Here is a 15,707-nt window from a genome sequence, read left to right as displayed (position 1 = left end):
GTCTTTTTCCGCGACCGTAGGTGGAGGTGGAGGCGAGCCGCCATGTGCTGTCGCAAGGGCGGGGTATCGCCGCGCTCAACCCATCCTACTGGTTCCTGCAAGCTGATCGAAACTGGCCTGATTCCGGATCCAGCCGGGCCCTACGGTACGTCCACCGCCATCCGGCCGCTTACGAGGACCTCGCCATGACCTGCTTCATCTGCGAAACCTGCGGCACGCAGTACGCCGACTCTCCCGCGCCGCCCGCCCGCTGCGCCGTCTGCGAAGACGAGCGCCAGTACGTCGGCTGGCAGGGCCAGGCCTGGACCACGCACGAGGTGCTCGCGGCCAGATACCGCCTGCGCATCGAAGACGACGCCGGCCTGCTCGGCATCGGCCTGCCCACCGACTTCGCGATCCCGCAGCGCGCACTGCTGTTGCCGGCGGACCTGGGAAACGTGCTGTGGGAGTGCGTCAGCCTGGTCACCGACGAGGCCGTGGCCGCGTTGCGCGCACGTGGCGGCGTCGACCTGATGGCGATCTCGCATCCGCACTTCTACACCTCGATGGTGGAGTGGAGCGAGGCGCTCGGCGGCGTGCCGATCCTGCTGCACGAAGCCGATCGCGAATGGGTGCAGCGTCCGTCGAAGCACATCCGCTTCTGGAGCGGCGATGAGCTGAAGCTCTCGCACGACGTCACCCTGCTGCGCGTCGGCGGCCACTTCGACGGCAGCACCGCACTGCACTGGAAGCGGGGTCCGCGCGGCGCGACGCTGCTGCCCGGCGATGCGCTGCAGGTCGTCCTCGACCGCCGCCACGTCACTTTCATGTACAGCTATCCGAACTACATGCCGATGAAGCGTACGGACGTGGAACGCATGCAGCGGCTGCTCGAAGGCTACGACTTCGACGACGTGTTCGGCTTCACCTGGAACCGCAACATCATCGGCGGTGGGCGAGCGGCGGTTGACGCCTCGTTCGCGCGCTACCTGCAGGCGGTGGCGGCATGAACGTCGAACTCCTGCGCACGCTCGCTTCGGCGCCGCTGCGCTGCACGGACAGCGAAGCGTTGCCGTGGATCCCGTCGCCCGTACCGGGCAAGTCGTCGAAGCCGTTGCGCTTTTTGCGCAGCAACCGCGGCTTCGTCGAACTGCTGCGGATGGAGCCGGGCGTGGCGATGCCGCCGCACCGGCACACCGGGGAAACGCATGCGTTCAATCTCTCCGGCTCGCGCCGCCTCGCCAGCGGCGAAGTGATCGGTCCCGGCGGTTACGTGTACGAACCGCCGGGCAATGTCGACAGCTGGGAGGTGATCGGCGACGAGCCGCTCATCGCTCTGGTCGTGGTGATGGGCGAAGTCGAAGACCTCGCCCCCGATGGCCACGTGCGCGGCGTAGCCAATGCCGCCACGCGCTTCGTCGAATACCAGACGTTCTGTCGCGATCGGGGGATAGCGATGCGGGATCTGGTCGAATGAACATCGCAGTCCGCTAGGCGGCTTGAAAGACCATTGAGTGTCCGAGACTCAAGCGTGAGCTTCCGAGCTTCAACTCCCGACCCTTTTTTCCTCGCCCTTGAGTTTTTCTGCTTCACCGCCGAGGCACTCCTGCCTCAAGTTCCAGGCTTTTTGCCTCTCGCCTGAGGTACGGCTGCCTTTCGTTGACTCTTTTTGCTTCAAGGTCACGAGCTTTTTGCCTGGTCGCTGAGGCTTTTTGCCTCACAGGCAAGCCTCCTCAGCCTCATCAATCGGGCTCCGGGACTCACCGGCCACGCCGAGGGACGCTGAGGCGATCGCTCGTCATCCCTACAAGAAACGGGAATGACGAGCAAACGAGAACATTGCGAACAGGAGTGGACCGTTAACGCGCGGCCTACACGTTCACCGATGCCATCCCCGCCGCCGGATAGCGCGTACCCGCGACTGCATGCGTCGCCAGCACTGCATCGATGCGCTGCAACTCGGCATCGCCCAGGTCGATCAGTGCGGCACCCGCATTTTCATCCAACCGCGTGATGCGGCGGGTACCCGGGATCGGCACGATGTCCGTTCCCTGCGCGAGCAGCCACGCGAGCGCGAGTTGCGCGGGCGTGCAGCCACGCGCCTGCGCGAGTTCGGTGACGGCTTCGACCAGCGCACGATTCTGTTCGACGTTGCCTTCCTGGAAACGGGGGTTCTGCCGGCGCCAGTCGTCCGCGGTCAGCTCGCCACTGTTCTGGATCGCACCGGTGAGGAAGCCGCGGCCGAGCGGGCTGTATGGCACGAAGCCGATGCCGAGTTCGCGGCACGCCGGCAGGATTTCGGCTTCGACATCGCGCGTCCACAGCGAATATTCGCTCTGCAAGGCAGCGATGGGATGCACGGCGGCGGCGCGGCGCAGCGTTTCGGCCGACGCTTCCGACATGCCGAGGTGACGCACCTTGCCGGCTTCGACCAGGCGCTGCATCGCACCGATGGTTTCCTCGATCGGCACGTTGCGATCGACGCGGTGCTGGTAGTACAGGTCGATGTGCTCGACGCCGAGCCGCTGCAGGCTCGCGTCGCACGCGGCGGCCACGTACTCGGGCGAACCGTTCACGCCGAGGAAGTCGCCATTGGGCGCGCGCACGTTGCCGAACTTGGTCGCAAGCACGACTTCGTCGCGGCGCGCCTTCAGCACCTTGGCGAGCAGCCGTTCGTTCTCGCCCACGCCGTACATGTCGGCGGTGTCGAGGAAGTTCACGCCGATGTCGATTGCGTGGTTGAGCACGGCGAGGTTGGTGGTTTCCTCGCTCGGGCCGTAGAAGTCGGACATGCCCATGCAGCCCAGGCCGATGGCGGAAACGGTGAGGCCCTGGCGACCGAGGGTGCGGCGCGGATAGTCGGTGTTGCTCATGGTCAACTCCATGCATGTTGGGGGAGGGAGGACGTTGCAACACGTTAGCCCCCGGGCCATGACGCCGTTAGCCGATTGCTCGCGGATTCTTGCCTGATCCTCCACGGTGCCGCGTTCATCTCTTCGATATAAGCAATGCCCGCGCATAATCGCCGCCGTGAACCTTGCAGGGCTTCTGTCATGAATGACGCGGCTTCCAGCGCAGCCAGCAATGTGGTCGCGGCGCGCGCCGACCTCTCCGCGCAGCAGGCGGAACTGGCCGATCGGGTTGCCCGAAACACGCCAGCGGATGGCCTCAACGACACGCGCGTTCCCGGGCTCGCGCTGATCCGCGCCACCGCGCCTTCGCAGCCGCTGCCATCGGTCTACCACCCGAGCCTGTGCGTGGTGGTGCAGGGCCGCAAGCGCGCGCTGCTCGGCGACGACGTCTTCGTCTACGACCCGCTGCATTACCTCGTCGTCTCGATGACGCTGCCGGTCACCGGCCAGATCATCGACGCGACGCCGGCGCAGCCCTACCTGTGCCTGCGCGTCGACATCGACCCGCGCGTGGTCACCGAACTGCTCGCACAACTGGAACCGGTGGCGGCGCCGCACGAATCGGCTTCGCGTCCGCTCTTCCTCGCCCGCACCAGCGCACCGCTGCTCGATGCAGTGCTGCGCCTGGCGCGCCTGCTCGACACGCCCGACGAAGCGCCGGTGCTCGCACCGCTCGCGCTGCGCGAGATCCATTACCGCGTGCTCACCGGCGAACTCGGCGACCGGCTACGCCACCTGTGCGAAGTCGACGGCCCCTCGCAACGCGTCGCACGCGCGATCGAGCTGCTCAAGCAGCGCTATGCCGAGACGTTGCGCATCGAGGAACTCGCCGCCGCGGCGCACATGAGCCCGTCGGCCTTGCACCAGCGCTTCAAGACAGTCACGACGATGTCGCCGCTGCAGTTCCAGAAGCAGCTGCGCTTGCAGGAAGCGCGGCGGTTGATGCTGGTGGATGGAATGGAGGCTGCGGCGGCAGGGCATCGCGTTGGTTATGAAAGCCCTTCGCAGTTCAGTCGCGAGTACCGGCGTCTGTTCGGTGCGCCGCCGCGGCGGGAGATTGCGGCGGTGCGGTTGGCGAGCGGGTGATGACAATGGCGGTCGCGTTCGTGGGGTGATTGCCGACGCTCTCGGCCGTTGAAGGTAAACGGAAAAGATGAGATTCCCGCTTTCGTGGGAACGACGGTTATTGGGCGTGCGGGCTGCAAAACGCCCTCGGATTCGCAAACACATAACGCTCCGCTTTCCCCTGTCATTCCCGCGAAAGCGGGAATCTCGTCCCTAGCTTTGCCTTTGCTCGTCATTTCCACGCAGGCGGGAATCCATGGACGTTGCTCTTGTTTTGTCTGGAGGAAGGATTTCGCCGTGGCATGAAGGGCGAAGGTCGATGGATTTCCGTCTGCACGGGAATGACAAAAGAAAAACGGCCGCGGATGCGGCCGTTTTTTGTCGCGCGACGGCGAAGCCGGCTTACCAGATCTTCACCCGATCCGCCGGCGCCAGGTACAGCTTCTCCCCCGGCTTCGCACCAAACGCGTCGTACCACGCGTCGACATTGCGCACCGTCTGCGCGCGTTGCGCGGCGGGCGCGTGCCCGTCGGTGAGGATGCGCTGGCGCAATGCGGCGTCGCGGATCTTGCTGCGCCAGGTCTGGCCGTAGGCGAGGAAGAAACGCTGGTCACCGGTGAGGCCGTCGATCACCGGCGCTTCCTTGCCACCCAGCGACTTGCGGTACGCCATGTACGCAATGGTGAGACCCGACACGTCGGCGATGTTCTCGCCCGACGTGAGTTCGCCGTTGACGTGCAGGCCGGGCAGCGGCTCGTACGCGCTGTACTGCGCGGCAAGCTTCTTGGTCGCTTCCCTGAAATGCCTCGCGTCTTCCGGTGTCCACCAGTTCGACAGGCGGCCCTGCGCATCGAACTCCGCGCCGGTGTCGTCGAAGCCATGGCTTATCTCGTGCCCGATCACTGCGCCAATCGAACCGTAGTTCGACGCCGGATCGGCCTTGGGATCGAAGAACGGTTTCTCCAGGATCGCCGCGGGAAAGTTCATCGCGTTCTGCAGCGGCAGCTGCACCGCGTTGACCGTCTGCGGCGTCATCCACCACTCGCCACGCGCCACCGGCTGGCCGAGCTTGGCGAGCTGGTGCTGGTACTCGAACAGCTCCGCGCGCAGGCGATTGCCGAGCGCATCGTCGGGGCGGATTTCCAGCGTCGAGTAGTCGCGCCACGCATCCGGATAGCCCACGCCGACGCGCATCGTCTTCGCCTTGTCGCGCGCCTTCGCCTTGGTCTCCGGCGTCATCCATGCGAGCGAATCGACGCGCTCGTCGAACGCGGCGAGGATGTTTCGAACCATCTCCTCGACCATCGCCTTCGACGAAGCCGGGAAGTACTTCTCCGCATACAGCTTGCCCACCGCGTCGCCAAGTGCGGCACTGGTCGCATCCAGCGCGCGCTTGCTGCGTTCACGCGCCTTGGGCGTGCCCGACAGCGTGGTGCCATGGAAGCCGAAGGCGAGGTCGGCGTAGGCCTTGGGCAACTCGCCCGGGCCGCGCGTCGCCGCGTTCCAGGCACCGTGATCGAGCGCGTGGAAGCGCAGGTAGTCCTGCCACGCCGGCAGGGGTTCGCTGCCGACAAGCTTCGAGATGCCCGTGATCGCGCGCGGCTGCCACGCGACGATGCTCTTCTGCGGCGCGAGCCCGGAGGCCGCGAAGAACGCCGTCCAGTCCATGCCCGGCGCCTTGCGCGCGAACGCCGCCTGTTCCCAAGGATTATTGGCCTTGTGCACGTCCTGCGAATCGACGACCGGCGCATGCGCCTTCGCGATCTTCGTCTCCAGCGCGAGGATCGACTTCGCCTTCTTCTCCGCATCGGCGATGCCGGCCTGCTTCAGCATCGCGGCGACGTAGGTTTCGTACGCGTTGCGCGTTTCCACCATCTCCTTGTCGCCCGAGAGGTAGTACTCGCGATCGGGCATGCCCAGCCCGCCCTGCATCAGCGAGGCGACGTAGTGCTCCGGATCCTGCAAGCCCTGCGCGACGAACACGCCGAACAGATTGTCGGTGTAGAAGTTGGTCGCGTTGAGCGGATCGGTGTCGGCGCGCACGCTCGCGCCGAGCGCGCGCGCGAGGTCGGCACGGCTGGCGATCGCTTCGATTGCGTCGAGCTGCGGCTTCAGCGGTTCCAGGCCGCGCTGCTCGATGCCGGCTTCGTCCATGTAGGCGGCGTGGAAGTCGGCGATGCGGCGCGCGTCGGTGCCGGGCGCGGGCTTGCTGGCGGCGAGTTGCGCGATCAGCTCGGCATTGCGCCTTTCCGCGGTCTCCACCAGTACGGTGAACGCGCCGTAGTTGGAGCGGTCTTCGGGAATCTCGAAGGTCTTGCGCCATGACCCGTTCGCGTAGGCGTCGAAGTCGTCACCGGGCTTCACGCTCTTGTCGATGCCGGCCAGGTCGACGCCGGAACTGACGGTCGCCGGCGCAGTGGCGGCGGGCGTCGCGGGTGCATTGGCGGTGTCGTTGGAGGCGGGTTTGCACGCGGCCAGGCTGCAGGCCAGCGCCAGGAAGAGGAGGTTGCGGTTGAGATGCATGCGGGTGCGGTCGGCCGTGGCGGAGGGAAGACGTGATCATGCCGCGCAGGCAGGTCGTTGCATGTGCAGGAAGGCACGCTTTGCGGACAGGCACTGGCGTCTGCATTCGTCATTCCCGCGAAGGCGGGCGTCTTTTTCACGGACGAAATGTCTGTTCATCCATGGGCGTTGTTCTTGCCTTTGCGAATCCGTCAAATGCTTGAAGAGGCAAAGTCCACGCCCCACCTTCGCGGGAATGATGAGCAAAAACACAACGCCGGCCCGAAGGCCGGCGTTGCTTTCCACACACCACGACCGCGGGGGAATCTTTATTTCGTGATGTCGACGTCCTTGGTCTCGCGCAGGAACAGCGAGCCGATCACGAAGGTCATCAGCGCGATGATGATCGGGTACCACAGGCCCTGGTAGATGTTGCCGCTGGCGGCGACCATCGCGAACGCAGTTGTCGGCAGGAAGCCGCCGAACCAGCCGTTGCCGATGTGGTACGGCAGCGACATCGAGGTGTAGCGGATGCGCGTCGGGAACAGTTCGACCAGCCACGCCGCGATCGGGCCGTACACCATCGTCACGTAGATCACGAGGATGGTCAGCAACAGCAGCATCATCGGCTTGTTGATGCGCGCCGGGTCGGCCTTCTCCGGATAGCCGGCGGTGGTCAGCGCCGCCTTGAGGTCACCGTTGAACTTGTCGCCCGCCGCCTTGAGCGCATCGGGCTCCTGGCCGGCGCCTTCGAAGGCGGACACCGCGGTGTTACCCACGGTGACGGTGGCGACCGTCCCCGGCGCCGCGGCCTTGTTCGAATACGGAATGCCGCCCTTGGCCAGAGCCGACTTGGCGATGTCGCACGAGGTGGTGAACTTGCTGGTGCCGACCGGGTTGAACTGGAAGGTGCAAGTGTCGGGATTCGCGGACACCACGACCGGGCTGGTCGCACTCGCGGCTTCCAGCGCCGGATTGCCGTAATGGGTCAGTGCCTTGAACAGCGGGAAGTAGGTCAGCGCCGCGATCAGGCAACCGGCCATGATGATCGGCTTGCGGCCGATCTTGTCGCTGAGCCAGCCGAACAGGATGAAGAACGGCGTGCCGATCGCGAGCCCGCCGGCGATCAGCAGGTTGGCGGTGGTTGCGTCGATCTTCAGTGTCTGGGTCATGAAGAACAGCGCGTAGAACTGGCCGGCGTACCAGACCACGGCCTGGCCGGCTGTCGCGCCGAGCAGGGCCAGCAACGCGATCTTGCCGTTCTTGGAGAAGAAGCTCTCGGTGATCGGCGCCTTCGAGCCCTTGCCCTCGGCCTTCATCTGCTGGAACAGCGGCGACTCGGCCAGCTGCAGGCGGATCCACACCGAGATGCCGAGCAGCACGAACGAAAGCAGGAACGGAATGCGCCAGCCCCAGGCTTCGAACTCTTCGGTGCCCAGGTACATGCGCGTGCCCAGGATCACCAGCAGCGACAGGAACAGGCCGAGCGTCGCGGTGGTCTGGATGAAGCTGGTGTACAGGCCGCGCTTGCCATGCGGTGCATGCTCGGCGACGTAGGTCGCCGCGCCGCCGTACTCGCCGCCCAGCGCGAGACCCTGCGCGAGTCGCAACGTGATCAGGATGACGGGCGCGGCGATGCCGATGCTCGCGTAGCTGGGCAACACGCCGACCAGGAACGTCGACAGGCCCATGATCACGATGGTGACGAGGAACGTGTACTTGCGCCCGATCATGTCGCCGAGGCGCCCGAACACCAGCGCGCCGAACGGCCGCACCGCGAAGCCGGCGGCGAAGGCGAGCAACGCGAAGATGAAGGCGCTGGTCGGATTCAGTGCGGAGAAGAACTGCTTGGCGATGATCGCGGCGAGCGATCCGTAGAGGTAGAAGTCGTACCACTCGAACACGGTGCCGAGGCTGGACGCGAAGATGACCTTCTTGTGGCCCTGGGTCAGCGCGCCGGATGGAGCATTGGCTGCAATGGTGGACATGGTGAGTTCCTTCCGGTCAGAAGCTATGCATGCTGGTTGAAGGCAGGCGGTTTAGATGCTGGATACGCTGTCAGAAGCTGTATTTGACGGAGGTATGCACGCGCGTCAAGTCGCCTTCGCGGTCATCCTCGAGCGAACGCTGGCCCCAGCTGAGTTCCGCGCCCACGTCGAGCTTGGGAAACGGCGAATAGATGAGGTTGGCGTGGTACGACTGCGAGCGTTCGGTGACACCGAAGCCGGTGATGCCGGTGTCGTTGTCGAAATGCGCAGCCGAGTACATCAGGTTGCCGCGCAGCTTCGGGCTGAACGCATGGCGCCATGAAACGAACGCGCCATAGCCGTCCAGCGGCTCGAGGTCGCCGCTCGCATCGACGAACGTATCGCTGCCCAGCCCGAACGCCATGTAGCGGCCGATGCCACTGCCTGCGTTGACCATGTAACGCAGGTCGTCGTTCTTGCCGAAGTTGAACTTGCCCGACACGCTGACGGCCCCACCGGTGGCGGTTTCGTCGAGGTACTTGAACTGGCGCACCAGGCCGGCGACGGTGAAGTGGCCCCAGTCGCCCTTCTTCAGCCAGCGCGCGGTGAGGTCGGGCATGACGTTGTCGCCCGAATTGAAGCGCCCCGAAAGACTCTGGTACGGCGTCACCGTGGTTTGCGGATTTTCCGCGGAGAACGACCACGCACCCTTGGTGTAGCGCACCTGCGCCTGGCGCACGAAGATCGTGCCGTCGGTGGTGCCGACGAAGTCGACCGCATCGGGCAGCGCCGCGGTGTCCTGGAAGTTCGACCAGGTCTGGCCGGCCAGCCAGTTGTTCCAGCTCACGTAGGCCTGGCGCAGGCTGACCGCGTACGTATTGGTCGACGTCTCGTTGCCGACCAGCGGGTTGGCCGCCGTGCCGGTGAAGAACGCGTTGCCGCCGCCGAAGAAGTCCATCTCCACGTACGCCTTCAGCTTGTCGCCGTTGTCGGTCACGTGGTCGGCGCTCAGCCAGAAGCGCGAGAACTGCGCATGGAAGTCGGTGTACGGATCGACGTCGGGCTCAGTACCGTCGGCGACGACAGGAATCGTGCTCGGTACGTAGAACAGGCGGCCCGAGGAACCATCGGCGATCTTGCCGTCGCTGGTGTCGGTGGCCATCGCGTCGAACTTGATGAAGCCGCCGTACGAGAACGCGCTGTTGGGATTGCCCGCTGGGAGGATTGTCGTGTTCTGGATCGGTTGCTTGCCCTGCGGCAAAGCCGTGGGCTGCGCCGTCTTCACCTGGTCGAGTTGCGTCCTGGTGTCGGCGATCTGGGTCTGCTGTTGCTGCGTTGCGTTCAGCAGCGCCTGTACCTGCGCTTCGAGTTGTGCGACGCGGGCTTCGAGTTCTCTCTCTTTGGCGGTTTCGGCCAGGGCGACGCCTGGAGCCAGTAATGCGAACAGCACCGCAGCCGCGAGGGGCCGACGGTGGCGACTTGCGAGACCAGTGGACATGTCCCCTCCCGGACAACGTGCGGATTTGCACGACTCCGGCAGACTGCGCGCAGCCGCTTGCGGCCGCCTATTCCCCAATGGTCGAAGCTGCAGTGCAGCATCGACCATGGTCCGGGTACCTCGTCCGCAAGCCGCTACGACGAAGGTCTAAGACCCCACCGCGCGGCCGCTTGCGGCACACTTGTCCTCCCCCGCAAGCGGAGCGTGCGCATGTCGCAGCCTGATCTGTATCCCGTTCCCGACGCGTTCGCCGCCAGGGCGCGCATCAAGCGCGACGATTACGAGCGCCTCTACGCGCAGTCCGTGCGCGAGCCCGACGCCTTCTGGGCCGACGTCGCCCACCGCATCGAATGGATGAAGGCGCCGACGCAGATCAAGGACGTGAGCTTCCGGCCCGAGGATTTCCACATCCGCTGGTACGCCGATGGCGAGCTCAACGCCAGCGTGAGCTGCCTCGACCGGCACCTCGCCACGCGCGGCGACAAGACCGCACTGATCTTCGAACAGGACGATCCATCCAAACCTGCACAGCACGTCACCTATCGCGAACTGCATGCGCGCGTGTGCCGGCTCGCCAATGCGCTGCGCGCGCTCGGCGTTTCGAGGGGCGACCGCGTCACCATCTACCTGCCGATGATTCCCGAGGCTGCGGTGGCGATGCTCGCGTGCGCGCGCATCGGCGCGGTGCATTCGGTGGTGTTCGGCGGCTTCGCGCCGCAGTCGATCGCCGATCGAGTCGACGACTGCCAGTCGAAGCTGATCATCACTGCCGACGAAGGGCTGCGCGGCGGCAAGAAGGTGCCACTTAAGGCGAACGTCGACGCCGCACTGAAACTGCCGGGCACCAATTCGGTCGAAACCGTGCTGGTCGTGCGCCACACCGGCGCCGCCGTCGACATGCAGATGCCGCGCGACCGCTGGTACGACGCCGTCGTCGAAGGCCAGAGCGACCAGTGCGAACCCGAGCGCATGAACGCGGAAGACCCGCTCTTCATCCTCTATACCTCCGGTTCCACCGGAAAGCCCAAGGGCGTGCTGCACACCACCGCCGGTTATCTCGTGTGGGTGAGCTATACGCACGAAGCCGTCTTCGACCTGCGCGAAGACGACATTTACTGGTGCACCGCCGACGTCGGCTGGGTCACCGGCCACAGCTACATCGTCTATGGCCCGCTCGCCAACGGCGCGACCGCGCTGGTGTTCGAAGGCGTGCCGAACTACCCGACCGTGTCGCGCTTCTGGGAAGTGATCGACAAGCACAAGGTCACGATCTTCTACACCGCGCCGACCGCGATCCGCGCGCTGATGCGCGAAGGCGACGAACCGGTGAAGCGCACGTCGCGCGCATCGCTGCGCCTGCTCGGCACCGTCGGCGAACCGATCAACCCCGAAGCGTGGCGCTGGTACTACGAAACCGTCGGCGATTCGCGCTGTCCGGTGGTGGATACGTGGTGGCAGACCGAAACCGGCGGCATCCTGATCACGCCGCTGCCGGGCGCGATCGATGCGAAGCCCGGCTCGGCGACGAAACCGTTCTTCGGCGTGCAGCCCGCGCTGGTCGACGCCAACGGCGCCATCCTCGAGGGCGAAGCAGCGGGCAACCTGGTGCTCACCGATTCGTGGCCCGGCCAGATGCGCACCGTCTACGGCGACCACCAGCGCTTCATCGACACCTACTTCAAGACGTACCCGGGCATGTACTTCACCGGCGACGGCTGCCGCCGCGACGCCGACGGCTACTACTGGATCACCGGCCGCGTCGACGACGTCATCAACGTCAGCGGCCATCGCATCGGCACCGCGGAAGTCGAGAGCGCGCTCGTGTCGCATCCGAAAGTCGCCGAAGCCGCGGTCGTCGGTTTCCCGCACGACATCAAGGGCCAGGGCATCTACGCCTACGTCACCCTGCTCGCCGGCGAGCAGGACAGCGAAGAGCTGCGCAAGGAGCTCGTCGCCCACGTGCGCAAGGAAATCGGCCCGATCGCCGCGCCCGACCACCTGCAGTGGGCCCCCGGCCTGCCGAAGACGCGCAGCGGCAAGATCATGCGCCGCATCCTGCGCAAGATCGCGGAGAACGCGCCGGACCAGCTGGGGGATACGAGCACGCTGGCGGATCCTTCGGTGGTGGAGTCGCTGGTGCAGCATCGGCGGGTGCCGTAGTTTCCTGCTCGTCATCCCGGCGCATGCCGGGATGCAGCTTTGTTTTGACGGTCGTCGTGTCGTTTGTGTCTTCGTTGCTTTTGCTCGTCATTCCCGCGAAGCAGGCGTCTTTTCCACGGACGAATGTCCGGTCATCCAGTGTCTTGGCTGTTGCGGTTGGAACTTGAAGCAAAGAGCAGAGTCACTGGATTCCCGCTTTCGCGGGAATGACGAGCAAAGGCGAAAGCAAGATCAAGATGGATTCCCGCTTTCGCGGGAATGACGAGCAGGGCGAGAGCAACATAAAAAAGATGGATCCCCGCTTTCGCTGGGATGACGAGCAAGCACCACCCGCGGAATGACGAGCAAGCAGGAGCTGCAAGCCAATGCCCACGCTACTGATCGCCGACGACCATCCCCTCTTCCGCGAAGCCCTGCGCGGCGCCGTCGCGCGCGTGCTGCCCGACGCGCACCTGCGTGAAGCCGAGAACGTCGACGCGCTCTATCGGCTGGTCGAATCCGAACCCGACGCCGACCTGCTCCTGCTCGACCTCAACATGCCTGGCGCGCACGGTTTCTCCGCGCTCGTGCACCTGCGCGCGTTGCATCCGCAATTGCCCATCGTCGTCGTGTCCGCGCGCGAAGAACCCGCCGTGATGCGCCGCGCCCTCGACCATGGCGCGATCGGCTTCATTCCGAAGTCCGCCGATGCGAAGACGCTCGGCGAAGCGATTTCCATCGTGCTCGCAGGCGACCGCTGGGCCCCGCCCGCCGCGCTCAACGCCCCGGCGACCACGCCCGACGAACACGATGCCGCGCACCGCCTGCGCGATCTCACCCCACAGCAGTTCCGCGTCCTGCAGATGCTTGGCAGCGGCCTGCTCAACAAGCAGATCGCCTTCGACCTCGGCGTCTCCGAAGCAACGATCAAGGCCCACGTCACCGCGATCCTGCGCAAGCTCGGCGCGAACAACCGCACGCAGGCGGTGCTGATCGCCGGCCGCCTCGCACTGGACCCCAGCGCGATAGTGCCGCCGCCGGAAGAGCTGGAGTAATTCGCCCGCCATCCTTCGCGCCGGGTAATGCATCCGGAACGCAAACGCGGCGCAGGCCTGCGCGTCCGCCATGCAGTACTCTCGCGGCCGACGCGGCGAAGCCGCACGACGTCATGACGACACCATCGGGGATCCCATGAAACTGCAACGCATGTTCCAGGCATGGCTGGCGACGGCCCTGCTATTGGCGACCGGGCTGGCCTTCGCTGCCGGCGGGAACGACCACGTCGAACCGGGCACCGGCATCGCGTTCGGCTCGTTCGACATCACCGATTCGGACCTCGCGGTCACCCACGTGGTCCTGATGCGCATCAAGCCCACGCGGATGTACATGGGCTCCGGCGGCGAGAAGGCGACGGTGACCTACAACCACGGCGAGTTCTACTCCGCCAACCTCACGCCTGGCATCTACAGCCTTATCGGCTTCTTCTCCGGCAACAAGTTCTTCGCCCTCGATGCCAGGCCGGGCGACAAGGCGTTCACCGTGGAGGCCGGCCGGGCGGCGTATGCCGGCAGCTACAAGCTGGTCCTGGCGAAGGGCGGGCTGTTCCGCCGCGACAAGGGCACGTTCGAACCCATCACGTCGTATGAGGAAGAAGGCCGCCTGCTGCACTGGCTCGCGCAGGAGCTCAAGGGCAGCGGCTGGGCGGCGATCGTGAACGCGCGAATGACCGAAACCGGCCGCAAGTGACATCCCGCGATTCCGGCATCACCGCGCCCGCATGACCCGCGCCCTCCACCTCCCCATTACCCTCGCCTACGCCAAGGGCGCCTACACCGTCAGCCTCTGCATCGGCCGCGGCCAGCACCCGGGCAACTTCGTGCTCGATACCGGCAGCAGCACGCTCGTCGTGCTGCCGCACGTCTACGATCCGAATCACGATGAAAGCCACCAGCCCACCTCGTGCGCGCAGCAGGTGCGCTACGGCGTAGGCACATGGGCCGGGCCGGTGCTCTCGGCGGAAGTGCATTTCGACGGCAGGCACGGCAGCGTGCGCCTCGACGCCGCGCAATTCTCCCGCATCGAAGCCAAGGCGCAGGACCTGCGTGATGCCGACGGCCTCTTCGGTCTCGCCTACAGCTGCCTCAATACCGCGCACGACGTGCGCGACTACCTGCACGAACGCGGCATCGATCCGCCGCTCACCTGGCCGTGGCCGTTCGATCGCGAGGACGAAAGCCTCGCCGACTTCGGCACCCTGCTGAAGCAGCAGCCGCGCGTCACCATCACCCCGCTATTCACCGCGCTCGCGGAAACCGGCCGCATCGACAACCGCTTCGCCCTGCTCGTGCGCCGTCCGCTCCTTCATGTCGAAGACGACAGCGCCGACCTCGCGCTGCTCACCGCCGATCCGCGCAACCAGGGCGTGCTCGTGCTTGGCGGTTCGGAGCACCACGAGGAAGACCACGGCTACCGCCTGCACGAAGGCGAATTCAGCACCATCCAACTCGTCGACGACGTCTACTACAACGCGAACCTGATCGCGGTGCAGGTCGGCGACGGCCCGCGCATCGCCGCGCCGCCGCTCGATCCGAAGTTCCAACACCGCGCCGCGAGCAACGCGATCATCGACACCGGCTGCAGCTTCGTCATCCTCGAAGCCTCGCTCTACGCTGCCGTGATCGCCGCCTTCGCCCAACACGACGCGCGCCTGCCGGCGGTGGCCGAACGCTTCCAGCAGGCGTTCGCGCAACAACAGGGCATCGCGAACGCGGACGTCGACGCGCTCGCCTGGCCCGCGCTCCACTTCTACCTGCAGGCGCCGGACGGCAGCGAAACCCGGCTCACCTGCACCGACGAGCACTATTGGCCACGCAATGCGATGCGCGCGGGACAGGCCTGGTTCCTGCTGATGAACCAGCTCCCCAACTGGCCCAACCAGACCATCCTCGGCCTGCCCTTCCTGTCGGAACGCTATTGCGTGTTCGATCGCAGCGCCGGCGCCGCCGGCTGCATCCGCGTGGCGAAGGCACGCGGCGCCGATGCCGCTTGGTCGAGCTGAGATGGTGGTGCTGGAGACGCCGCGGCTGCGGTTGCGGCTGATGGAAGCGCGCGACGAAGCGATGTTCTGCCATCTCTACACCGACCCGGATGTGATGCGCCGCATCCTGCCGCCGCTATCAGCGGAAGCCGCCGCGCAGAGTTTCGCGCGCGCGTGCAAGCACAATGCGAAGGAAGCGCCGGGGCATCGTTTCTGGGCGATCGACTACATGCTTGATGACAGCAGGATGCTTGATGACGGCAAGCTTGATGGCAGCGCCGCAGCGATCGGCATGGCGGCCCTGCTGCGCAGCGGCGACAGCGCGGAACTCGGCGTGATGCTGCGCAACGGCTGGTGGAACCGAGGGATCTCGAGCGAAGCATTCGTACCGCTGCTCGCGCACGGCTTCACCGGCATGAACCTGTCGTTGATCTACGCGCAGCGCCCGGACGACGACCATGCACTCCTTATCGACCGGTTACTCGATCGATTCGGCTTCGTGCGCACACCGGACAAGGTGAGCGACAGGAGCCTGTGCCGCTGGGAGTTGCCGCGCGCCGTGTGGCACCAACAGCAAAACCACGCTCCTCCCAGGATGGCTTGAACGC

At 65.7% G+C, this 15,707-nt stretch carries 12 protein-coding genes; 8 read left to right on the top strand and 4 right to left on the bottom strand.

Annotated features, from left to right (window positions below; all coding sequences use genetic code 11):
- The first annotated feature begins 185 nt into the window (after nt 1–185).
- Together ASD14_RS00800 and ASD14_RS00795 are read left to right on the top strand one after the other, a co-directional pair.
- Complete coding sequence (locus ASD14_RS00800) at nt 186–989, top strand: hypothetical protein (protein ID WP_056127506.1); 804 nt, start codon at nt 186–188, stop codon at nt 987–989.
- On the top strand, nt 986–1,456 hold the full coding sequence (locus ASD14_RS00795; protein ID WP_056127503.1) for a cupin domain-containing protein: 471 nt from the start codon (nt 986–988) through the stop codon (nt 1,454–1,456). The genes ASD14_RS00800 and ASD14_RS00795 overlap by 4 nt, the downstream gene beginning before the upstream one ends.
- 394 nt (nt 1,457–1,850) lie before the next feature.
- On the opposite strand, the gene ASD14_RS00790 is transcribed toward ASD14_RS00795, so the two are convergent.
- The gene (locus ASD14_RS00790) at nt 1,851–2,852 is read right to left on the bottom strand and encodes an aldo/keto reductase (RefSeq protein WP_056128765.1); all 1,002 of its coding nucleotides are present in this window, start codon (nt 2,850–2,852) and stop codon (nt 1,851–1,853) included.
- A gap of 180 nt (nt 2,853–3,032) precedes the next feature.
- Here ASD14_RS00790 and ASD14_RS00785 point away from each other — a divergent pair, with 180 nt between their 5' ends.
- Nucleotides 3,033–3,977: an AraC family transcriptional regulator gene (locus tag ASD14_RS00785; protein WP_056127500.1), complete on the top strand. Its 945-nt coding sequence runs from the start codon at nt 3,033–3,035 to the stop codon at nt 3,975–3,977.
- 381 nt (nt 3,978–4,358) lie between these two features.
- Here ASD14_RS00785 and ASD14_RS00780 read toward each other — a convergent pair whose 3' ends face one another.
- The 3 genes from ASD14_RS00780 to ASD14_RS00770 form a co-directional block, all read right to left on the bottom strand.
- On the bottom strand, nt 4,359–6,479 hold the full coding sequence (locus ASD14_RS00780; RefSeq protein WP_082538642.1) for a M13 family metallopeptidase: 2,121 nt from the start codon (nt 6,477–6,479) through the stop codon (nt 4,359–4,361).
- A 308-nt stretch (nt 6,480–6,787) separates the two neighbouring features.
- A complete protein-coding gene (locus ASD14_RS00775) occupies nt 6,788–8,446 on the bottom strand; it encodes an MFS transporter (RefSeq protein WP_056127497.1) in 1,659 nt (552 codons plus the stop codon).
- Nucleotides 8,447–8,516: 70 nt separating this feature from the next.
- Complete coding sequence (locus ASD14_RS00770; protein WP_056127493.1) at nt 8,517–9,923, bottom strand: DcaP family trimeric outer membrane transporter; 1,407 nt, start codon at nt 9,921–9,923, stop codon at nt 8,517–8,519.
- A 210-nt stretch (nt 9,924–10,133) separates the two neighbouring features.
- On the opposite strand from ASD14_RS00770, the gene acs reads away from it, so the two are divergent.
- The 5 genes from acs to ASD14_RS00745 all read left to right on the top strand — a co-directional run bounded on the left by acs (nt 10,134) and on the right by ASD14_RS00745 (nt 15,703).
- Complete coding sequence (gene acs / locus ASD14_RS00765) at nt 10,134–12,083, top strand: acetate--CoA ligase (RefSeq protein ID WP_056128759.1); 1,950 nt, start codon at nt 10,134–10,136, stop codon at nt 12,081–12,083.
- Nucleotides 12,084–12,448: 365 nt separating this feature from the next.
- Nucleotides 12,449–13,117 carry a response regulator transcription factor gene (locus ASD14_RS00760; protein ID WP_056127491.1) on the top strand — a complete coding sequence of 223 codons (669 nt, stop codon included), beginning with the start codon at nt 12,449–12,451 and terminating at the stop codon, nt 13,115–13,117.
- A gap of 136 nt (nt 13,118–13,253) precedes the next feature.
- Complete coding sequence (locus ASD14_RS00755) at nt 13,254–13,808, top strand: hypothetical protein (protein WP_056127488.1); 555 nt, start codon at nt 13,254–13,256, stop codon at nt 13,806–13,808.
- Nucleotides 13,809–13,839: 31 nt separating this feature from the next.
- A complete protein-coding gene (locus ASD14_RS00750; RefSeq protein WP_056127485.1) occupies nt 13,840–15,120 on the top strand; it encodes a pepsin-like aspartic protease in 1,281 nt (426 codons plus the stop codon).
- Nucleotides 15,101–15,703, top strand: a complete 603-nt coding sequence (locus ASD14_RS00745; protein WP_082538641.1) for a GNAT family N-acetyltransferase — start codon at nt 15,101–15,103, stop codon at nt 15,701–15,703. Before ASD14_RS00750 ends, ASD14_RS00745 begins: the two co-directional genes overlap by 20 nt.
- The last annotated feature ends 4 nt before the right edge of the window (nt 15,704–15,707 follow it).

The organism is Lysobacter sp. Root494 (genome assembly GCF_001427225.1).
Classification (GTDB): Bacteria; Pseudomonadota; Gammaproteobacteria; order Xanthomonadales; family Xanthomonadaceae; genus Agrilutibacter.
Note: the sequence above shows the minus strand (reverse complement) of the source record. Positions and strands in the feature narration are given on the sequence as shown.